The organism is Stenotrophomonas sp. NRRL B-14846 (genome assembly GCF_050473585.1).
Lineage (GTDB): Bacteria > Pseudomonadota > Gammaproteobacteria > Xanthomonadales > Xanthomonadaceae > Stenotrophomonas.
The window spans coordinates 295,498-316,270 of the sequence record NZ_JBFLUN010000023.1; the positions used below are offsets into that span (position 1 = coordinate 295,498).

The window sequence follows — 20,773 nt, forward strand, 5'->3', positions numbered from 1 at the left end:
ATGATTGCCCGTCGCCGACCGATCCGCCTTTCCTTCACCGCCGCGCGCAACCAGTCGGGCATGAGCCTGCTGGAAATCATCATCGTCATCGTGCTGATCGGCGCGGTACTGACCCTGGTCGCCAGCCGCGTGCTGGGCGGCGCCGACCGCGGCAAGGCCAACATCGCCAAGGCGCAGGTGCAGACCGTCGCGTCCAAGATCGACAACTACCAGATCGACACCGGCAAGCTGCCGGGCACGCTCAACGACCTGGTGACGGCACCTGCCGGTGTCGGCGGCTGGCTCGGCCCGTACGCCAAGCCGGCCGACCTGAATGACCCGTGGGGCCACGCGCTGGAGTACCGCGCGCCGGGCGAAGGCCAGCCGTATGAGCTGGTCAGCTTGGGCAAGGATGGCAAGGCCGGCGGCAGCAGCGTCGACGCTGACATCCGCTACCAGCCGTAACCACGCATGACGTATTTCCTGCCGCGCCGGTTGCCACGCCCGCGCCTGCACGGCAGGCGCGCGGCCGGACTGTCGCTGCTGGAAATGCTGCTGGTGATCGCCCTGATCGCGGCGATCGGCCTGATCACCGCCGCCGGCCTGTCGCGCGGTTTCGCCGGCATGCAGCTGCGCAGCGCCGGCAAGGACATCGCCAACCAGCTGCGCATGGTGCGCGCGCAGGCAATCGCCCGCGGCGAACCGCAGCGCTTCGTGATCGAACCGGCACGGCGCCGCTGGGAAGGGGCCAACCAGCGCCACGGTGAGGTCCCGGCACAGCTGCAGGTGCAGTTCGAAGGTGCCGCACAGCTGGCCACCGCGCCGGGGCAGGGGGTGATCGAATTCCATCCCGATGGCGGCTCCAGTGGTGGTCGCATCCGGTTGCAGCGCGACGGTGCCGAATGGCGCGTCGACGTCGGCTGGCTGACCGGCGAGGTCCGCTCCGGCCCCTGGCGGGCGCAATGAAGCGGCGCGCGCGTGGCTTCACCCTGCTGGAAGTGATCATCGCCTTCGCCCTGCTGGGCCTGGCGTTGACCCTGCTGCTGGGCAGCCTGTCCGGTGGCGCGAAGCAGGTGCGTGATGCCGAGCTGCGCACGCGCGCGGTGCTGCATGCACAGTCGTTGCTGGCCGAGGCCGGTGTCGACGCGCCGCTGCAGGTGGGCAGCCAGCAGGGAGACTGGGAACAAGGGCGCTATCACTGGGAACTGCAGGTTCAGCCGTGGGTGGAGCCACGCGCCGGCACCGTCGTGCAGGCAACGTCACCGGGCACCCCATGGCTGGCGGAGCTGCAGCTGCAGGTACGCTGGGGCGACGGCGAGCGCGAGCAGCTGCGCTGGCGCAGCCTCCGCCTGTTGCCGCCCGACCTGGAGAATGCACGGTGAGGCGCCGCGCCGCAGGTTTCACCTTGGTCGAAGTGATGCTGGCCACCGTGCTGCTGGCCGGCGGCCTGGCACTGGCCTTTGCCAGCGTGCGCTCGGCGATGGCGGTCAGCCAGCGCGGTGAGCAGATTGCCGCCGAAAGCGAACGCATGCGCGCGGTCGAGTCGCTGCTGCGCAGGCAGTTGGCGGGCGCACTGCGCATCCCGCTGGAGGTCCCGGACCCCACTCGCGAACCTTCCTTCTTCCAGGGCGAGGAGCAACGCATGTTGTTCGCTGCCGACCTGCCCGGTTACCTCGGCCGTGGCGGCCCCTACCTGCACGCGCTGCAGGTGGACGGACGCGATGGCCGGCAGCGCCTGCTGCTGGATCTGGTACTGCTGCAGGAAGGCGAGCGCATCGCCGAGAATCCGCCGCGCCCGCCGGAGGTACTGGTGGAGAACCTGAAGTCGGTGCAGCTGCGCTATCGCGGCATCGATGCCAGCACCGGGCAGGTGACCGACTGGCTGCCGCGCTGGGATGACACCCGCCGCCTGCCGATGCTGGTGGAAATCCAGATCGTGCCGTCCCGGGGCGCGCCATGGCCGCCGCTGGTGGTGGCGCCGCGTGCCGGTGGCGGTGGAGGCGCGCGATGAGCCGGCAGGGCGGGGCGGCATTGGTGCTGGTGCTGTGGCTGATCGCGTTGATGACGGCGCTGGTCGGTGCGTTCGCGCTGAGCGCACGGGTCGAGCACCTGCAGCAGCGCGTGCTGGATGACGATGCACGCGGGCAGGAACGCGCGCGCGCCGGCCTCGAATATGCCCTGCTGCGCCTGTCAGCCGATCCGCAACGGGCGCCCTGGCGTGCCGATGGCCGTACCTACCGTTGGCAGTTCGACGACGCCAGCATCGAGATCAAGGTGCTGGACGAGAACGGCAAGATCAACCTGAACCTGGCCGATGCGGCGCTGCTGACCGCCTTCCTCAAGGCGCTTGGCGAAGACGATGCACAGGCCCGGCAGTTGGCCGGGGCCATCATCGACTGGCGCGACGAGGACAGCCTGCTGCAGCCGGGCGGTGGCGCAGAAGCGCAGGACTACGCCGCAGCCGGATTGCCCTACGGCCCGCGCAACAAGCGGTTCGAGACCCTGGGCGAGCTGCAGCGGGTACTGGGCATGCGCGGACCGCTGTACCGGGCGATGCTGCCGCACCTGACCCTGTACAGCCGCCAGGCACGGCCGGATCCGCAGTTCGCCAGCGCGCCGGTGCTGACCGCGCTGGGGCTGGATGCGGACATGGTGATGGCGCAGCGCGCACAGCAGGAGCGTGATGCAGATTCCGCTGGTGGCACGACAACGCTTGCCAGCAGCAGCGGCACCTATAGTATCGAGTCCGGTGCCATCGACAGCAGTGGACGCAGGTCGGTGTTGCAGGCAGTGGTACGCAGTGGCTCGGGCGGGGTTCCCGGGCGGACCTACACAGTGCTTCGCTGGGAGCAGGGAATGACAGCAAGATGACGGCGTGGCAGGACAGTCTGCGGCAGGTGCAGGGCCGGATCGGCCCGGGCGCTGGCCGTTTCCTGCGCTGGTGGCGGCAGTCGCTGCTGGCCTGGGTGCCGGTGCGCTGGCAATGGGCATTGGGCTGGGGCCAGGCACGCCTGCTGCTGCAGCACGAGGGCGACCAGCTGCAGGTCTGGCGTGAAGCCGGCGAACGCCGCGAAGCGGTGGCGCGCTTGCCGTGGCCGCTGTCACCGGCGGACCTGGACCGCGTGCTGGAGCCTCGCCTGCGCACGCTGCCGCGGGTGTGGCTGCTGCCGGCGGCGGATGTCCTGCGGCGTAGCCTGCGCCTGCCCGCTGCAGCGGCCGACCGCCTGCGTGCCGTGGTTGGTTTCGAGATCGACCGGCAGACCCCGTTCGAATCGTCCCAGGTCAGTTATGACGTGCGTGAACTCGGCGCGGGCGGCGAAGGCCAGCTGCAGGTCGAACTGGTGGCGTGGCCATTGCGGCAACTGGAAGCATGGCGCACCGGTGTGGGCCCATGGGCCGATGCGCTGGCGGGCGTCGATGCCATCGATGCGCAGGGCAACGTGCTGCAGGTGAACCTGCTGCCGCCCGCGCAGCGCCAACTGCGGCCAGACCCGATGCGGCGCTGGAACCTGCTGCTGGCCGTGGCGGCCGTCGTGATGCTGGTACTGGCCGCGGTGCAGCTGCTCGACAACCGCCAGGCCGCGGCCGATGCGCTGCGTGCACAGGTCGAGCGCAGCGCGCGCAGTGCGCGTGGCGTGGCCAGCGAACGCGCGCAGCTGCAGGCGCTGATCGATGGCGCCGCGTTCCTGGAGAAGCAGCGCAGCCAGCGCGCCGGTACCGTCGAGATCTGGAACGAACTGACCCGGCGCCTGCCGGAAGGTACCTACCTGGAAAAGCTGGCGATCGAGAACAACAACCTGCAGCTGATCGGCCTGAGCCGCGAGGCATCGCAGCTGGTGCAGCTGCTGCAGGACGCACCGCAGTGGCGCAAGGTCAACCTGACCGGGGTGCTGCAGGCCGATGGCGCCGCCAGTGGCCGCGACCGCTTCACCATGACCGCCGAACTGCAGCCGTTGCCGGCCGCCGCACCGACCCCGGAGGCGGCCGATGCCGATGCCAAGCGCACGCCGTGACCGCTGGCTGGCGCTGGCACTGCTGCTGGCAGTGCTGGGCCTGGCCTATCTGCTGCTGGTGCACCCCTGGTTCACCCAGCCGCTGCGTGCGATCGATGCCGATGTCGCCGCCCTGCGCGAACGCGAGTCGCGCGTGCAGGCGCAGCTGCAGCAGCAGCCGCAGATCGAACAGCGCCTTCGCGCTACCCGCGAGGCACTGCAGCAGCGGCCGGGCTTCCTGCGCGAAGCCACTGCCGAAGCTGCCGCCGCTGCATTGGGCGCGCGGCTGCAGGATGCAGTGGCGATGGCCAGCCCGGGCAACCGCAGCTGCACCATCAGCAACCGCACGCCGCTGACCGACAACCGGCGCGACGCCGAGTTCGTGCGCGTCGCCATGCAGGTGCGCCTGCGCTGCGGCGTGGCCGAGCTGGCCACCGTGCTGCACAGCCTGGAAACCGGCAGCCCACGCCTGTTCGTCGACAACCTCAACCTGATCGCGCAGCGCTTCCAGCAATCGCCGAACGAATCGGGGCTGGGCCTGGACGTGTCCTTCGAGCTGGCCGGCTACCTGCTGCCAGGCGCCGCCGCCGATGGCATGGTACCGGCACCATCGGCGGCACCGGCACCGGCACCGCCTGCGTCGCCGGCCGAGGCCGCACCTGCGCCCCAGCCGGCGCCCCCGTCCGAAGGACAGGAGGTGGCCGATGAAGCTTGAGCAGATCAGCCTGCGTACCGGCTTCCTGCTGGCGCTGGCCGGTTGGGCGGCCGCCGTCTGGCTGGCGACCGGCTTCGGGCTGGGCAGCCATCTGCCGGGTGCCGGCGGTGATGCCGACGCCGCGCCATCGCTGCCAACGCTGCCGCCGCTGGCGGCCGAGCGCATGGCCAGCGCCGACAGCTACAGCGCCATCGGTGAGCGCCCGCTGTTCGCCGAAGACCGCAGGCCGCGCCCCTATCTGCTGGGTGGCAGCGAACCGGCGGCCAGCGCCGCGTTGCGCCTGACCGGTGTGCTGCTGACCGGCGATTTCGGCATGGCCACGTTCACCACCGAACAGAACCGCTCGCTGCGCCTGCGCCTCAACGGCGAAGCCGTGGATGGCTGGCAGCTGGTGGCGCTGCAGCCGCGCCAGGCCACGGTGATCGGCCCTGGTGGCAACCAGGTCCTCGAACTGGCGGTGTTCAACGGCCAGGGCGGTGAACCGCCGACGGTGCTGCGCGGTGCAAATGGTGCACCGCCTGCAGGTGCGATCGTTGTGCCGCCCCCGGCGGGCGCTCCGCCGGCGCCGCCACCGGCCGCGGCAACCCCATCGCCGTCGACCGCTGGCAATGCGCCAGCGCCTGCGGCGGCCGCTGCAAAAACACCACCGGCCAACAACAACGGTCCCAGCGAAGCGCAGATGCAGGCCATCCGCGAACGCATCCAGGCCCGCCGCCGCCAGCTGCAGCAACAGCAGCAACAACCGTCGCCGCCCCCGGGCGATGGCACCAACCGATAGAGTGAATGCATGAACCTGCGTTTTCTTCCCTGGTCCTTTGCCCTCGCGCTGCTGGTCGGCTGCAGTACGGTGTCCGCGCCGCACGTGCAGCGCAACGGCAACCTGTCGCCCAGCGCCGACGCCGGCCAGGCGGCCGACGTCGCTGCCGATGCCGCCCGTGAAAGCCAAGGGGCTCCGCAGGCGGTGATCCGTCGCGGCACCGGCACGATGATCAACCGCGAGGCCGCGCGTGCGCCGGCACCGGCGCTGCACGGTGCCAGTACTGGCGAGGCGACCTTCAACTTCGAAGGCGAATCGCTGCATGCGGTGGTCAAGGCCATCCTTGGTGACATGCTCGGCCAGAACTACGTGATCGCACCAGGCGTGCAGGGCACGGTCACCCTGGCCACGCCCAAGCCGGTCTCGCCGGCACAGGCACTGAACCTGCTGGAGATGGTGCTGGGCTGGAACAACGCGCGCATGGTCTACAGCGGTGGGCGCTACAACATCGTCGCCGCCGACCAGGCGCTGGCCGGCACGGTCGCGCCGAGCACGGCACCGGCAGCCAGCGCGCGCGGCTTCGAAGTCCGCGTGGTCCCGCTGCAGTTCATCTCCGCCACCGAGATGAAGAAGGTGCTGGAGCCGTACGCGCGTCCCAACGCCATCGTCAACGTGGACAGTGGCCGCAACGTGATCACCCTGGGTGGTACCCGCGCCGAACTGGAAAACTACCTGCGCACCGTCGAGATCTTCGACGTCGACTGGTTGTCCGGCATGTCGGTGGGCGTGTTCCCGATCCAGTCGGGCAAGGCCGAGCAGGTCGCGGCCGACCTGGAAAAGGTGTTCGGCGAAGAGAGCAAGACGCCCAGCGCCGGCATGTTCCGTTTCCTGCCGCTGGAGAATGCCAACGCCGTGTTGGTGATCACGCCGCAGGTGCGCTACCTGGACCAGATCCAGCAGTGGCTGGATCGCATCGACACCGCTGGTGGCAGCGCCCGCCTGTTCTCCTACGAGCTGCGCTACATCAAGGCGCGCGACCTGGCCGAGCGCCTCAGCGAGGCCTTCGCCAGCAGTGGCAACCGAGGCGGCTCCAGCCCGGCCTCGCTGGCGCCGGGCGCCATTCCGTCGCAGCTGGGCGGTGACGGCGATCGTGGCATGGACAACGCCAACAGCAACCTGGGTTCGACGCTGGGCGGAACCAGTGGCAGTGGCAGCAGCAATGGCAGCCTGAACCTGCCGCAGCGCCAGCCCGGCAACGTCAGTGTCAGCCTGGAAGTGGAGGGCGACCGCGTCGGCGTGTCGGCGGTGGAGGAAACCAACACCCTGCTGGTGCGCTCGACGCCGCAGGCCTGGCGCTCGATCCGCGAGGTGATCGAGAAGCTGGACGTGATGCCGCTGCAGGTGCACATCGAGGCACAGGTGGCCGAAGTGGCGCTGACCGGTGACCTGAAGTACGGCGTGAACTGGTTCTTCGACAATGCCGTGGCCGGTCGCACACTGACCGGCGCGCTCAGCGGCCTGACCCTGCCGCCGGCCGCTGCGGGTGCCTGGAATACCTTCGCGGGTGGCGTGACCGGCAATGACGGTGTGGGCTGGGCATTCACCGGCCACAACGCCGCCGCCGTGGTCAGCGCGCTGGACAAGGTGACCGACCTGCGCCTGCTGCAGACGCCATCGGTGTTCGTGCGCAACAACGCCGAAGCCACGCTCAACGTCGGCGACAAGGTGCCGATCAACACCACCACGGTGAACACCGGTGTGGGCACCAGCACCTACAGCTCGGTGCAGTACATCGACACCGGCGTGATCCTCAAGGTGCGCCCGCGCGTGACCCGCGACGGCACCGTGTTCCTGGACATCGTGCAGGAAGTCAGCAGCGCCTCGGACGTGCCGGAAGCCTGCAACCCGACCGAGCGCAACTGCAACCCGCGCATCTCGACCAAGAAGCTGTCCACCGAAGCGGCGGTGCAGAGCGGCGACACCATCATGCTGGCGGGCCTGATCACCGATTCGGCCACCGACGGCAGCAGCGGCATCCCGGGGCTGAGCAAGATCCCGGTGGTCGGTGCGTTGTTCGGTCAGAAGACCCGCACCAGCCGTCGTTCGGAAGTGATCGTGCTGCTGACCCCGACCATCGTCCGCAACAGCCAGGAATCGCGCAACCTGACCGACGAGTACAGCAAGCGCTTCCGCGCGATGGAGCCGCTGAACCAGCCGCGCGCAAAGAAGTAAGGGGTTTACGGCCGGGCGGCGCCCGGCACCCGCCGAAGCAACGGCTGAAGCAACAGCAACAGCGGGCATTCCGTGGGATGGCGGGGCGGTGTGGGTTGGCAGGACACGCCGTAAACCCGTCCATGGGGGCTCGATGGCGCCATCCATGGCGCCAACGGTCCTGCCAACCCACACCGCCCCACCTCTGACAGATTCCCGCGGCTGTGGGTAGGTGTCGACCTTGGTCGACACGTAGATCCACGCCATGCGTGGATGAATGTCTGTCAGATTTCGAAATCAGGAAATGGGGTCAGATCCGTTTTCCTCTGGAAAACGGATCTGACCCCAGCCTTTGCCGGCAGATCGCAGAAATCTGTCGAAGGCGGGGTGGGTCCGGTTGCGGGGGCGTGAGCGCCATGGATGGCGCGACCGAGCCTACAGGGACGTATTTACGGCGTCCTCCGCAACCGGACCCACCCCGCCATTCCCCAGGAACCCAGCTTCTGCTTCGGCTGCTGCCGGCCAGCGGCCGGCACTACCGCAGGTGCCGGGTGCAACCCGGCCGATACCCTCCCGGTGCTACGCTGTGGCCACCGACAACCACGGAGGCGGGATGGGGGCGATCGTGTTGTTGCCGCTGTGCGTGGACGATGCCGCGCTCGACCGCTGCCTGGCCGCACTGGATGCCGGCACGGCGCCAGGGACCGCGGTCTGGTTGGCCGATGACGCACAGACCGGGCCGCGCGCGCAGGCGTTAGTGGAACACTGGTTGGCGCATACGCCGCTGCAGGCCGAGTACACCCGGCGCGCGCGGCCACTGGGCGAAGTCGCCCATCTGGACGAGATGCTGCGTGCCTGCGATGGCTTGGACGTGGCCGTGCTGGCGCCGGACAGCGTGCCATCACCCGGCTGGTTGCAGCAGCTGCAGGATACCTTCGCCCGCGATGCCGCGATCGCCACCGCAACCCCCTGGTGCAATGCCGGCGAGACCGCCGCGTGGCCACGGCTGGGCGAGATCAATCCCGAACCGCAGGACCCGGCCCTGCTGGCGCACACCTGCGCCACGTTGCCGACGCTGCACCCGGAGCTGCCATCGGCGGTCACCCACGCGGTGCTGGTGCGCGGCAACGCGCGCCGTCGTGCCGGTGGCCTGGACGTGGACAGCTATGCCGGCTGGAACGCGGCGCTGGTCGACCTCAGCCTGCGCATGGCCGGTCTTGGCTGGCGCAACGTGCTGTGCGAGACCGCCTTCGTCAGCCGGGCAGGGGAGGCGGTCAGCCGCGATGGCGATCTGGAGGCCCTGGCCGCGCGCTGGCCGGCCTGGGTCCCGCGGCTGGCCGATTTCCTGATGCACGACCCGCTGCACGGGCTGCGCGCCGACCTGCAGCAGCGCATGCGGCAGGCGATAATGCCGAAGGAACAGGGCGACCTGTTCGTCCCGTCCGCGCCGGAGCCACCCGTTTGAATGTTGCCATTGCCGCCATCGTCGTCACCTACCAGAGTGGCAGCACCATCGATGCCTGCCTCTCACGCCTCCGCCAGGCGCAGGATGTGGCCGAGATCCGGGTGATCGACAATGGTTCGCTGGATGGCACGCTGGACATCGTGCAGCGGCATGCCAGCCACGATCCGCGCGTGCGCTTCGTCGGCAACCCGGACAATCCCGGTTTCGCCGCCGCCAACAACCAGGGCGTGGCCGACTCGCACAGCCCCTGGCTGGCCTTCATCAACCCGGACCTGATGGTCGAGCCGGACACGCTGGCCGAATTGCGCTCCCGCGCCGAAGCGCTGGGCGACTGCCTGCTGGGCGTTGAACAGGTGGACGAGCATGGCCATGCCGACGAGGCGGTGCGCCGCCGCGATCCGGATTTCCTGATGATGCTGCGTTCGCCCGGCAAGGGCTCGAAGCTGGCGGTTCCGCGTGAACCGCACCAGGCGCTGCAGCGGGTCCCTGCGCTGTCCGGCGCACTGCTGATGATGCCGCGTGCGCTGTTCGACCGTATCGGCGGCTGGGACGCGGGCTATCGCCTGCACGCCGAGGACCTGGACCTGTGCCGCCGCGCACGCGAGGCCGGCGCGGTGGTGGCGATCGCCAACGACCTGCAGGTCACCCATGTGCGCGGTGTCTCCAGCCGCTCACGGCCGTTCTTCGTGGAATGGCACAAGCACAGGGGGCTGTGGCGTTACTTCCAGAAGTTCGAGGCCGGGCAGCGTTCGCTGCCGGTGCGCGCGGCGGTATGGGCTGCGATCTGGGCGCATGCGCTGATGCTGGTGCCGAGGCTGCTGCGCAGGTCGTTGTAGAGCCGAGCCCACGCTCGGCTCAGGCAAATCCAGCCGAGCGTGGGCTCGGCTCTACGGAAGGCGAGCGCGCCCACGGTTCACTCCGCCGGGCGCATAATCCGCCCCATGCCTATCATCCAGTCCCTGCTCGACACCGACCTGTACAAGTTCACCATGATGCAGGCGGTGCTCCACCAGCACCCCGGCGCCCAGGTGCAGTACCGGTTCAAGTGCCGTACGCCCGGTATCGACCTGGCAAGCTACATCGACCAGATCGACGAAGAAATCGACCACCTGTGCAACCTGCGTTTCAGCGACGCAGAGCTGGACTACATGCGTGGCCTGCGCTTCGTGAAGCCGGACTTCGCCGATTTCCTCGGCCTGTTCCACCTCGACCGCAAGTACATCCAGCTGCGCGCGTCGAAGACCGTGCCCGGCGAGATCGAGCTGGACATCACCGGCCCGTGGCTGCACACCATCCTGTTCGAAGTGCCGCTGCTGGCGATCATCAACGAAGTCTGGTTCCGCAACACCACCACGGCCGACTTCGCCGAGGGCGAGCGCCGCCTGCAGGCCAAGGCCGCACTGCTGCGCGATACCCCCGGCTTCGAACAGTGCCGCATCGCCGACTACGGCAGCCGCCGCCGCTACTCGCGGGATTGGCATGCCCGTCTGCTGCCGCTGCTGCGCGACGCGCTCGGCCCGCAGCTGGTCGGTACCAGCAACGTGCACTTCGCGCGCCTGTACGGCATGACGCCGCACGGGACCATGGCCCATGAGTACCTGCAGGCGTTCCAGGCCCTCGGCCCGCGCCTGCGTGATTCGCAGGTGGCGGCACTGGAATCGTGGGCGCGCGAGTATCGCGGCGATCTGGGTATCGCGCTGTCCGACGTGGTCGGCCTGGACGCGTTCCTGCGCGACTTCGACATGTACTTCTGCAAGCTGTTCGACGGCGTGCGCCATGACTCCGGCGATCCGTTCGACTGGGGTGACCGCATGCTGGCGCATTTCCAGCAGCGCCGGGTCGATCCGCGCAGCAAGGTGCTGGTGTTCAGCGATGGGCTCGACATCGCCAAGGTGATGCGCCTGTACGACTACTTCCGCGGTCGCTGCCAGGTCGCATTCGGCGTCGGCACCCACCTGACCAATGATCTGGGCCCGACGCCGCTCAACATCGTCATCAAGATGGTCCGCTGCAACGGCCAGCCGGTGGCCAAGCTCAGCGATTCGCCGGGCAAGAGCATGTGCGACGACCCGGGTTACCTGGCCTACCTGCGCCAGGTCTTCGAGTTGCCGCAGCCGGAGTAAGGCCGGCCTGCAGGGCTTACAGGTAGTCGACGACCACCAGGTAAGCGCCCTGCAGCGGCTGCTGCTTCGAAGCCTGCACGCTGTAGCGCTCGGAGAAGGCGATATCGCCGGCACGCATCGCGCTGGCCGACACCGACAGCTTCTGGCCCTGGCGCTTGCCATCGCGCAGCGTCGCGGCCTGGCCATCGGCCAGCGCCGTCACGGCCACCGTCGAGCCCTTGGCCGACGGCGGGCAGGCCGCCAGGCTCAGCTCACCCTGGGACAGGTTCGTCGTGCAGCCCGGCTCGGCGATGCGGCCGCTGAAACGGATGCTGCCGCTGCTGGCCTGGGCCAGCGCACTGACGGACATCAGGGCCACACACAGCAGAATGGAATTCCTCATGACACGTTCTCTGGTTCGGTGTGTCCTAGTTAGCGACAGGTTCGATCCGCCTTTAATAGGACAAATCCGAATCTGCTAGGGCCATCACCAAGAAAGAGTGATGCGCATCAAATAAGGTGATTTCCACCTGAAAAAGGGCCTGTTTCCGCGCCTGCCGAACGCGCCGCTCAAGGCGTCATCCACGGTCGTCTGTGACCTGGCCGCCCCACCGTCAAATCCTCCACGCGCCCCTGACCCCGATTCCGCCTATCACGTCACATTTAGGGCGTCAATGAATTGGCGTTCAGAAAAATAATGAGACTTTCATCACAGTTGTGCATATACTTGCGTCACGGATTCAGGGGAAGGTATGTCCGAGTCCGGCCACAGGTGAGACGCAAGGATGGGTCTTGTTAGCCCGGCAGTGCTCCTTGCTTCCTCCTCTACTTCTCATCTCTTCAGTAGGGTTAGGTAAAAGCGAATGCACAAGATCAATCTCATCGCCGCTGTGATGCTGGCCGCCGCTCCGCTGGCCGCCAACGCCGCCGACGGCACCATCACCTTCAATGGCAAGGTGACCGACAAGACCTGCACCATCTCGACCCCGGGCGGCAAGGACTTCGCCGTCAACCTGCCGACCGTGTCCAAGAACACCCTGGCCACCGCCGGTGCCGTTGCGGGCCGTACCCCGTTCGCCATCAACCTGACCAAGTGCAGCGCCGGCAACGTCGCCACCTACTTCGAGCCGGGTTCGACCGTCGACTTCAACAGCGGCCGTCTGGTCAACCAGGCTTCGGCCAACGCTGCCAACAACGTGCAGCTGCAGCTGCTGGGCTCGAACAACCAGTTCCTGCCGATCAAGGCTGCTGGCGCTGGTCTGGCCCAGACCAACTCGCAGTGGGTCACCGTCGGCACCGACGGCTCGGCCGACCTGAACTACTACGCTGAGTACTACGCCACTGCCGCCGCCACCCCGGGCGACGTCACCAGCAGCGTCAAGTACACGATCATCTACAACTGATCGTAGTCGTACCCGCATTGGCCGGCGTACGCGCCGGCCAGTGCTCCGCGGCCCCTGGCCACACCCCTCGAGCGTAGTACTTCCGATGAAAGCACTCTTTCCCCGGGCGCTGCTGCTGGCAGCGTTCACGCTGCCCTTCTGCCAGAACGCACTGGCCGGCGTGGTGGTCAATGGCACGCGGGTGATCTACCCGGCACAGGCGCGCGAAGTCACCGTGCAGGTCGACAACGTGGGCGATTCGCCCGCACTGGTCCAGGCCTGGATCGACAGTGGCGACGCCAACCAGACCGCCGATACCAGCGATGCTCCGTTCGTGCTGACGCCGCCCATCGCGCGCGTCGAGCCGGGCCGCAGCCAGGCGCTGCGCCTGATCTTCTCCGGCGCACAGCTGCCGACCGATCGCGAGACGGTGTTCTGGCTCAACGTGCTGGACGTGCCGCCGTCGCCGGACAACGCCGACAACGGTGAACAGAATTACCTGCAGGTTGCGTTCCGCTCGCGCCTGAAGCTTTTCTACCGGCCGCAGGGCCTGAAGGGCGTCGCCAACGACGCACCGGCAGCGCTGCGCTGGACCCGCAATGGCGACCGCCTGCGGGTGGAAAACCCGAGCCCCTTCCACGTCACTCTGGCCGAAGTGCATGCCGTGACCGGCAGCAGTGAAAAGGCCGTCGAGGACAAGGGCGCGATGGTCGCGCCGAAGCAGAGCCTGGAGTTCGCCGCACCGGCGGGCACCAACCAGGTGCGCTTCATCACCATCAACGACTACGGCGGCCGGGTCGAGCACACCGTCCGCCTCGGCAGCACCGGGGGCTGAACGCGCCGCGCGGGCCATGGGCCTGCGCATCCCGCCACCGCCGCCGTGCGGCGAATTGAAGGAATGTCAGTGTGATCGGAAACAGATTGACATTGTCGATCCATCAGGCGCTTTGCCTGCTGGTTGTTGGTGCAGCCTGCCCAGGATGGGCGCTGGCTGCTCCGGCCAATCTCGGCGAACAGGCGCTGATGGCGCAGAGTGGTGCGGCCAATGCGCGTGCACCGGAATCGGCCCAGTTCAATTCCAGCTTCCTGTCGGGCCAGGCCAAGCAGGTCGACCTGGCGGCCTTCAGCAACGGCAACCCGATGGTGGCCGGCAACTACCGCGTCGATGTCTACGTCAACGGTGCCTGGCAGGGCCGTCGTGACCTGCAGTTCAAGGCCGATGCACAGGGCCGTGTCGACGCCTGCCTGCCGCTGCCGATGCTGGAAGAAATGGGCGTGGACAGCGAGGCCGTGCTGCTGCAGCAGGACCCGACGCTGCCGACCGACAAGACCAGCTGCGTGCCGGTGCAGCAGCGCATGGCCAATGCCTATGGTGTCTACGACAGCGGCAACCTGCGCTACGACCTCAGCATCCCGCAGGTGTTCCTGCGCCGTGAGGCACGCGGCTACGTCAACCCGGCGCTGTGGGACCGCGGCATCAATGCCGGCTTCGTCGGCTACAGCTTCAATGCCATCGACAGCAACAGCCGTGTCGAAGGTGGCCAGCGCAACCGCAGTGCCTATCTCGGCCTCAATGCCGGCCTGAACCTGGGTGGCTGGCAGTTCCGCCACGACTCCAACCTGACCTGGTCCGAGGGCGACGGACGCCATTGGCAGAGCATCGCCACCTACGCGCAGCGCGGCATCCCGCAGGTGCGCGGCATGCTCACCATCGGTGAGGCCTACACCACCGGCGAACTGTTCGATTCGATCGGCTACCGCGGTGCCAGCCTGGCCAGCGACGACCGCATGCTGCCCGACTCGCTGCGCGGTTACGCGCCGGTCGTGCGCGGCATCGCCGAGACCAACGCGCGCATCGAAGTGCGCCAGAACCAGCAGCTGATCTACTCCTCCACCGTCTCGCCGGGCAACTTCGTCATCGACGACCTGTACCCGACCGGCTACGGCGGCGACCTGGAAGTGAGCGTGATCGAGGCCGATGGCCGCCGTCGTGAATTCAAGGTGCCGTTCGGCTCGGTGCCGCAGATGCTGCGCGAAGGCGTGTCGCGTTACGCGCTGACCGCCGGCCAGGTGCGCAACAAGCTGCTGGCCGATGAGCCCTGGCTGGTGCAGGGCACCTACCAGCGTGGCATCGGCAACCAGCTGACCCTGTACGGCGGCAGCGCGCTGAGCGATGGCTACCTGTCGCTGCTGTACGGCGTCGGCCTGTCCACCCGCGTCGGTGCCTTCGCTGCCGACGTCACCCATGCACGTACCTCGTTCGACCACTACGGCAGCCACACCGGCGCCAGTGTGCGGCTGAGCTACAGCAACATGATCGGCGAGACGGGTACCAACCTGACCCTGGCCGCCTACCGCTATTCGACCGAAGGCTTCTACAGCCTGCAGGACGCGCTGTATGGCCGTGATTCGGACAAGCGCGGCATCGACCCGACCACCCGTGGCCGTCAGCGCAGCCAGTTCCAGGTGACCCTGAACCAGCCGCTGGGCCGCCGTGGCGGTGCGCTGTACGTGACCGGTTCGGTGCGTGACTTCTACGATCGTTCCGGCACCTCCAAGCAGTACCAGGTGGGCTACAACAACGCCTGGCGCTCGGTGAACTACGGCTTCTCGGCGCTGCGCACCGAAGAAGGCGTGCTCGGCCGTTCCGACACCCAGTACCTGCTGTCGATGAGCGTGCCGCTGGGCCGTGGCACCCACCCGGTGTCGTTCAGTGCCGATCTGGGCGTGCGCGACCGCGGCGGCTACGACAACAGCCGCGTCGGCATCACCGGTTCGGCCGGCGTCGACAACAACTTCAGCTATGGCGCAGCCCTGTCCGATTCCCGCGAAGGTGGCACCACCGCGATCGCCAATGCCGAATACCGCAGCCGCTACTCCGCGTTGAACGCCACCTACAGCCACTCGCGTGATTTCCGCCAGGCCTCGGTCGGCGCCAACGGCAGCGTGGTCGTGCATCCGGGCGGCTTTACCTTCACCCCGCAGCGTGGCGACACCATGGTGCTGGTCGAAGCACCCGGCGCACGCGATGCGATCGTCAGCAACGCCCCGGGCCTGCGCGTCGATGGCCGTGGCTACGCGGTGGTGCCGTACGTATCGCCGTACCGCCTCAACACCGTCACCCTCGACCCGCAGGGCATGGCCCACGACGTCGAGCTGGAAAGCACCAGCCAGTCGATCGCGCCGTTCGCCGGTGCGATCAGCTACCTGCGCTTCGACACCCGCAAGGGCAACGCGCTGCTGATCCAGGTCCGCAACCCCGATGGCCGCAGCATGCCGTTCGGTGCGCAGGTCAAGGATGAGCAGGGCCAGCCGGTCGGCATGGTCAGCCAGGGCGGCCGCCTGTACGTGCGCAGTGAAAAGAACCAGGGCCGCCTGCTGGTGGAGTGGGGCGCCGGTGCCGATCAGCGCTGCACCATCGACTACCAGGTTCCGGCGGGCGCCGATGCGTCCAAGACCGGCTTCATCCCGCTGGAGGCAACATGCCGATGATCTCTTCCCGTGGCCGCAAGGCACTGACAGCCCTTGCACTGCTGGGCGGCGTGCTGCTGGCACAGCAGGCCAGCGCGTCGTGCCGCATCCAGTCCAGCTGGTTCACCGCGCAGGACGTGACCATGGACATGGGCCAGATCGTGATCCTGCCCAGCACGCCGGTCGGTGGCGTGATCAAGGAAATCAGCGAATCGATCACGCAGCAGAACAGCGTTGCGCGCTGCGACTGGTCCGGTGGCCGTTCCATCGGTGAGTACGTCAACGCAGCGCAGCGGCGGCCAGTCGCTGGTTTCTCCAATGTGTATGAAACCGACGTCCCGGGCGTGGGCATCCGCCTGTTCCGCGATTCCGGCGCCATCCAGACCTACTATCCGCACTCCATCAACTTTGCCGGCAACGCCACCATCTCGCTGATCGGCGGCACTTTCCGCATCCAGCTGATCAAGACCGCTGCGCAGACCGGCTCGGGTGTGATCGCGCCGAACGGCCGCTTCACCACCTACTACTTCGACGGTGATGGTGCCAGTCGTCCGGTGCTGACCTCGACCTTCAAGGGTTCGGGCACCACCGTGGTCAGCCCGACCTGCGAAGTGCAGGCCGGCAGCCGCAACATCGCCGTCGACTTCGGCAGCGTGCCGAACACCACCTTCACCGGTGTCGGTTCGCGCGCGGTCGATCGTGATTTCGAGATCCGCCTGAACTGCCAGGGCAGCAACGTCGCCGCCTACCAGAGCAAGATCGGCATCCGCCTTGATGCCGACCAGGACAGCTCGAACATGCCGGGCGTGCTGAAGCTCAGCGCGGCCAGCAACAGCGCCACCCGCATCGGCATCCAGATGGTCCAGCGCGATGGCAGCACCGAGCGTGAAGTGCGCTTCGGCCAGACCATCAACGTCGGCACCACGGCGCCGGGTACCAGCGTCATGGCGCTGCCGCTGCGCGCGCGCTACGTGCAGACCCAGGCCGGTACGGTCGGCGCCGGTGTCGCGAACGGCCAGGCCACGTTCACCATCCAGTACGAGTAAGCCGGCTCCAGGCCGCGCCACTGCTGCGTTCCACCGCAACGTCGCCCGTTCCACGGGCGGCGTTGACTGCGTCTTGATCCTGCAACGATGAAGATCGATGCCACGACGCGCATACAGACGCCTTAGTGTGATGTATGTCGCGAATTTGGAGTTTCCTCATGAGGTGACCGTCTCCTGCCTGCGGGTATTGGACGGCAACGCCGAAAGGATCCAGACGTGGCTACTGCTGTTTGCCCCCTTCCGCGCCGGCCTTCGGGAGTGCTCCGGTGAAGGTCCTGTCGGTATTCGGCACGCGACCGGAAGCCATCAAGATGGGACCCCTGGTGCGCGCCCTGGCACAGGCTGCGGATATCGAATCGGTGGTCTGCATCACCGGGCAGCACCGCGCGATGCTCGACCAGGTGATGTCGTTGTTCGAGATCACCGCCGACCATGACCTGGATGTCATGGTGCCCAACCAGACCCTCAATGGCCTGTGCTCCAGGCTGTTCGAGCGGCTTGACGCGCTCTACACGCAGGTCCGCCCCGACTACGTGCTGGTGCATGGCGATACCACCACGGCGATGACCGCGGCCCTGGCCGCGTTCCACCACCGCATCCCGATCGGCCATGTCGAGGCCGGCCTGCGCACCGGCGACATCAACCGGCCATGGCCGGAGGAGATGAACCGGCGGGTGATCGATGTGGTCGGCGATCAGCTGTATGCACCCACTCCCGGCTCTCGCGCCAACCTGGCCCGTGAGCATCTGGGCGGGCAGATCCTGGTCACCGGCAACACCGTCATCGATGCCCTGCAGCAGACCGTGCAGCGGCTGGATGCCGATCCGGCATTGCGCGCGCAGGCCGACCAACCCTTCCACATGCTCGACCCCGCGCGCCGCCTGCTGCTGGTCACCGGCCATCGTCGCGAGAGCTTCGGCCAGGGCTTCGAGGACATCTGCCGTGCGCTGGCTGAGCTGGCGCGGCGGCCGGACCTGCAGGTGCTGTACCCGGTGCACCTCAACCCGAACGTGCAGGGCCCGGTCAACGCCCACCTCGGCCACCTCGACAACGTGCACCTGGTGCCACCGCAGGATTACCTGCGCTTCGTGCGCCTGATGCAGCGCGCCGACGTCATCCTCACCGACTCCGGTGGCGTGCAGGAAGAAGCGCCGGCGCTGGCCAAACCAGTGCTGGTGATGCGCGACGTCACCGAACGGCCGGAGGCGGTCGAGGCCGGTGTGGTGACGCTGGTGGGTACCACGCCCTCGCGCATCGTCGATGCGGTCAACGCGGTATTGGCACACCCCCCGCAGCCAACCCGCTTCGATCCCGACGCCAGCCCCTACGGCGATGGCCGCGCCAGCGCCCGCATCGTCGCCGCCCTGCGTGGTGCGCCCCTTCCCGAATTCTCGCCCGGTCTCCGCAGTGGCGGTGCCGCCCACCTCCATCCGCATGAAGTGACGCCATGACCCAGACCGGCCGCTCTCCCCTGTTTGCTTCCGCTGCCGCGTTCGTCCTGTCGGGCGCGGTCGGCACAGCCCATGCCGCCGACAGCGTCGCCGGCCAGTTCGCCGAATGGAGTGGCGACAGCACGGTGAACCGGCAGATGACCCTGCGCGAACTCGGCTTCCGCCAGCCACTGGTATTGAGCGGGCAGGAGAGCCAGCGCGAGGTCTACCTGCCGGTGCCGGCCGGCGTTCCCACCCGCGATGCGCAGCTGCAGCTGGACGGGCGCTATGTGCGCGGCCACGCCGGGCGCACCTCGGGCTTGTGGTCGGTCGATGGTGATCCCATCGTCGCGCGCTCGATCACCGACGCGCAGGGCGATGCCAGCCAGCTGCTGGCCATCGATGGCGAACCCCGCCAGAACGGCTTCGTGCGGGTCGGCGTCGGCTGGTGGTCGATCGTGTCTGACTACCAGTGTGCCGACCAGAGCGCACCGGCCAACGTGCTGCGGCTGTCGCCGGATTCGCGCTTCAGCTACCGCTTCGACGGGCGTGCCGTGGATACCGTGGCCAAGGCCTGGGGCGCGCTGCCACCGCAGGTGCGCCTGCTGGTGGATGGCAAGGCGCTGCAGGCGCCAACCTATGATGCCGCCTGGCGCATCGGTACCGCGTTGCAGGCCGGCGGCAAGCAGGTGCAGGTGGTGGCGCTGCCCAAGGTCGGTGACAGCGTCGACCTGGCCGGCATCAGCATCCCGGCCAGCCTGCAGGGCGTGCCGGCCTACGCCGCGCTGGCCACGGGCGAGCGCGCGCACGCGATCAAGGACCTGGCCGAAGTCGGCGCGCTGCTGTCGCTGCGTGACAGTGGGCCGCTGGCGGCCGATGTGATGATCGGCAGTGACGCACTGCGCGCCGGCGTACGCGCGGCGCTGGATGCGCTGGCTGCCCAGGTCGGCGCCGCGGGTGCCGATGCGGGCACGGCCTTCGGTGCCTGGCGCAGCGCGGACATGGGCGGGCTGGAAAAGCCCGCCGCCAACGCCTCGGTCAGCGTGGTCGCCGTTGCCGGCCGTCCGACGCTGGTGGTCGACCCGGCAGCGGCAGGCAAGGTTGCCGGGTTGTTCGCCGAACAGTGGCGCAGCTACGCGCTGGGGCGCAGCCTGCAGGTCAGCGCAGCAGGAACACCCAAACTGGACGGTGACCAGGTGCTGTTGAGCCGGCTCGGCAACATCGCCGGCACGATGGAGGTGGTGACCCGCGCCGATCGCAGTGCCAGCTTCGACCTCGGCGCGCTGTCGGCCGATGGGCGCCTGCCCGAGGAAGTGGTGATCGATGTCTCGGCGGCACCCAACGCGGCCGGGCAGGGCGCGGTGGCGACGATCTACTTCAACGATTACCTGCTGGGCGGCAAGGTGTTGTCGGCCAACGGCCAGCCGCAACGGCTGGTGGCCAAGGTGCCGGCCTACGCCCTGTCGGCGCGCAACGAGATCCGTGTCAGCTTCCTGCGCCAGCCGGCACGGCCGTACTGCCACGATCCGGCCACCGGCTACCCGGTCTCGATCCTGCCCAGCAGCCACCTGACCCTGGCCAAGCGTTCGCTGGGCAGTGACTTCGTTGGTGCCAGCAGCCAGCTGTCGCGCGGCAACCAGGTGTTCGTGCCCGGCACCTGGCTGCAGGATGCACCGGCCTCGCTGGGCAAGGTGATCGCGGTGGCCAGTGCGGTGGGCGCGTCGCCGGAGGCATCGGAACTGAAGGTGGTCGATGCCGGTGCCGCGGTCAGTCCGGGCGCGCCGTGGCTGGCGTTCGGCGTGGCGCCCTCCGGTGTTGATGTGGCCGGCCTGAAGGAGGGCCACCTGCTGATCGGCGGCACGCCGCAGCCGCTGCTGGATGTCAGCGGGCTGGATCGTGCTGCCGTGGTGCAGGTGGGGTCGTCCGGTGGCCAGCTGGGCGTGCTCTACAGCGACCTCGGTGCGCAGGCACCGTCGTTCGGCGCGCCGTTCCGGCTGCTGCAGGGCGATCTTGCCGTGCTCGACGGCAGTGATGCCGTGCGCGAATTCGACCGCCAGGATCCCTATGGCACGCGTATCGCGCAGGACGGCAATCCGCAATCGAAGTGGGAACGGCACATGGTCTGGTTGCTGCTGCTGGTCGGCGTGATCGTATTCGCGCTGCTGGCCGCCCGCGTTACCCAGGTGCGCCGCCGCAAGTCCGCCAACGCAGGGCACTGATCCA

The 20,773-nt window shown here is 68.2% G+C and carries 19 protein-coding genes; 18 read left to right on the plus strand and 1 reads right to left on the minus strand.

The window, feature by feature from the left end; genetic code table 11:
• The 12 genes from gspG to pncB all read left to right on the plus strand — a co-directional run bounded on the left by gspG (nucleotide 1) and on the right by pncB (nucleotide 11,242).
• On the plus strand, nucleotides 1–444 hold the full coding sequence (gene gspG, locus AB1281_RS23150) for a type II secretion system major pseudopilin GspG (RefSeq protein WP_014035933.1): 444 nt from the start codon (nucleotides 1–3) through the stop codon (nucleotides 442–444).
• A 6-nt stretch (nucleotides 445–450) separates the two neighbouring features.
• Entirely contained in the window at nucleotides 451–945 is a 495-nt protein-coding gene (gene xpsH, locus AB1281_RS23155; RefSeq protein WP_119007459.1) for a type II secretion system protein XpsH, read from the plus strand.
• Nucleotides 942–1,361, plus strand: a complete 420-nt coding sequence (gene xpsI / locus AB1281_RS23160) for a type II secretion system protein XpsI (protein ID WP_430347153.1) — start codon at nucleotides 942–944, stop codon at nucleotides 1,359–1,361. The genes xpsH and xpsI overlap by 4 nt, the downstream gene beginning before the upstream one ends.
• Nucleotides 1,358–1,990, plus strand: coding sequence for a type II secretion system protein J (locus AB1281_RS23165; RefSeq protein ID WP_430347154.1), 633 nt, complete (start codon nucleotides 1,358–1,360; stop codon nucleotides 1,988–1,990). The genes xpsI and AB1281_RS23165 overlap by 4 nt, the downstream gene beginning before the upstream one ends.
• Nucleotides 1,987–2,850 (plus strand): general secretion pathway protein GspK, encoded by an 864-nt coding sequence (locus tag AB1281_RS23170; RefSeq protein ID WP_430347155.1) that lies wholly within the window; start codon nucleotides 1,987–1,989, stop codon nucleotides 2,848–2,850. Before AB1281_RS23165 ends, AB1281_RS23170 begins: the two co-directional genes overlap by 4 nt.
• Nucleotides 2,847–3,992, plus strand: coding sequence for a PilN domain-containing protein (locus AB1281_RS23175; protein ID WP_430347156.1), 1,146 nt, complete (start codon nucleotides 2,847–2,849; stop codon nucleotides 3,990–3,992). The genes AB1281_RS23170 and AB1281_RS23175 overlap by 4 nt, the downstream gene beginning before the upstream one ends.
• Nucleotides 3,967–4,686 carry a type II secretion system protein GspM gene (gspM, locus tag AB1281_RS23180; protein ID WP_430347157.1) on the plus strand — a complete coding sequence of 240 codons (720 nt, stop codon included), beginning with the start codon at nucleotides 3,967–3,969 and terminating at the stop codon, nucleotides 4,684–4,686. Before AB1281_RS23175 ends, gspM begins: the two co-directional genes overlap by 26 nt.
• Nucleotides 4,676–5,464 (plus strand): hypothetical protein, encoded by a 789-nt coding sequence (locus AB1281_RS23185; protein ID WP_430347158.1) that lies wholly within the window; start codon nucleotides 4,676–4,678, stop codon nucleotides 5,462–5,464. The genes gspM and AB1281_RS23185 overlap by 11 nt, the downstream gene beginning before the upstream one ends.
• A gap of 9 nt (nucleotides 5,465–5,473) precedes the next feature.
• Complete coding sequence (gspD, locus tag AB1281_RS23190; protein ID WP_430347159.1) at nucleotides 5,474–7,675, plus strand: type II secretion system secretin GspD; 2,202 nt, start codon at nucleotides 5,474–5,476, stop codon at nucleotides 7,673–7,675.
• Nucleotides 7,676–8,267: 592 nt separating this feature from the next.
• Nucleotides 8,268–9,119, plus strand: a complete 852-nt coding sequence (locus AB1281_RS23195) for a glycosyltransferase family 2 protein (RefSeq protein WP_430347160.1) — start codon at nucleotides 8,268–8,270, stop codon at nucleotides 9,117–9,119.
• Nucleotides 9,116–9,955, plus strand: a complete 840-nt coding sequence (locus tag AB1281_RS23200; protein WP_135966743.1) for a glycosyltransferase family 2 protein — start codon at nucleotides 9,116–9,118, stop codon at nucleotides 9,953–9,955. The genes AB1281_RS23195 and AB1281_RS23200 overlap by 4 nt, the downstream gene beginning before the upstream one ends.
• A gap of 105 nt (nucleotides 9,956–10,060) precedes the next feature.
• Complete coding sequence (pncB, locus tag AB1281_RS23205; protein WP_430347161.1) at nucleotides 10,061–11,242, plus strand: nicotinate phosphoribosyltransferase; 1,182 nt, start codon at nucleotides 10,061–10,063, stop codon at nucleotides 11,240–11,242.
• Between the two features lie 16 nt (nucleotides 11,243–11,258).
• On the opposite strand, the gene AB1281_RS23210 is transcribed toward pncB, so the two are convergent.
• Nucleotides 11,259–11,624 (minus strand): hypothetical protein, encoded by a 366-nt coding sequence (locus AB1281_RS23210; protein WP_014645902.1) that lies wholly within the window; start codon nucleotides 11,622–11,624, stop codon nucleotides 11,259–11,261.
• A gap of 460 nt (nucleotides 11,625–12,084) precedes the next feature.
• Between AB1281_RS23210 and AB1281_RS23215 the strand changes: the two genes are divergently transcribed.
• The 6 genes from AB1281_RS23215 to AB1281_RS23240 all read left to right on the plus strand — a co-directional run bounded on the left by AB1281_RS23215 (nucleotide 12,085) and on the right by AB1281_RS23240 (nucleotide 20,769).
• Nucleotides 12,085–12,624 carry a fimbrial protein gene (locus tag AB1281_RS23215; protein ID WP_188487722.1) on the plus strand — a complete coding sequence of 180 codons (540 nt, stop codon included), beginning with the start codon at nucleotides 12,085–12,087 and terminating at the stop codon, nucleotides 12,622–12,624.
• 85 nt (nucleotides 12,625–12,709) lie between these two features.
• Complete coding sequence (locus AB1281_RS23220) at nucleotides 12,710–13,438, plus strand: fimbrial biogenesis chaperone (protein WP_430347162.1); 729 nt, start codon at nucleotides 12,710–12,712, stop codon at nucleotides 13,436–13,438.
• 92 nt (nucleotides 13,439–13,530) lie between these two features.
• A complete protein-coding gene (locus AB1281_RS23225) occupies nucleotides 13,531–16,095 on the plus strand; it encodes a fimbria/pilus outer membrane usher protein (RefSeq protein ID WP_430347234.1) in 2,565 nt (854 codons plus the stop codon).
• The gene (locus AB1281_RS23230) at nucleotides 16,086–17,120 is read left to right on the plus strand and encodes a fimbrial protein (RefSeq protein WP_119007450.1); all 1,035 of its coding nucleotides are present in this window, start codon (nucleotides 16,086–16,088) and stop codon (nucleotides 17,118–17,120) included. Before AB1281_RS23225 ends, AB1281_RS23230 begins: the two co-directional genes overlap by 10 nt.
• A gap of 266 nt (nucleotides 17,121–17,386) precedes the next feature.
• Entirely contained in the window at nucleotides 17,387–18,571 is a 1,185-nt protein-coding gene (gene wecB, locus AB1281_RS23235) for a non-hydrolyzing UDP-N-acetylglucosamine 2-epimerase (RefSeq protein ID WP_430347163.1), read from the plus strand.
• Nucleotides 18,568–20,769, plus strand: a complete 2,202-nt coding sequence (locus AB1281_RS23240) for a hypothetical protein (RefSeq protein WP_430347164.1) — start codon at nucleotides 18,568–18,570, stop codon at nucleotides 20,767–20,769. The genes wecB and AB1281_RS23240 overlap by 4 nt, the downstream gene beginning before the upstream one ends.
• Nucleotides 20,770–20,773 lie beyond the last annotated feature (4 nt).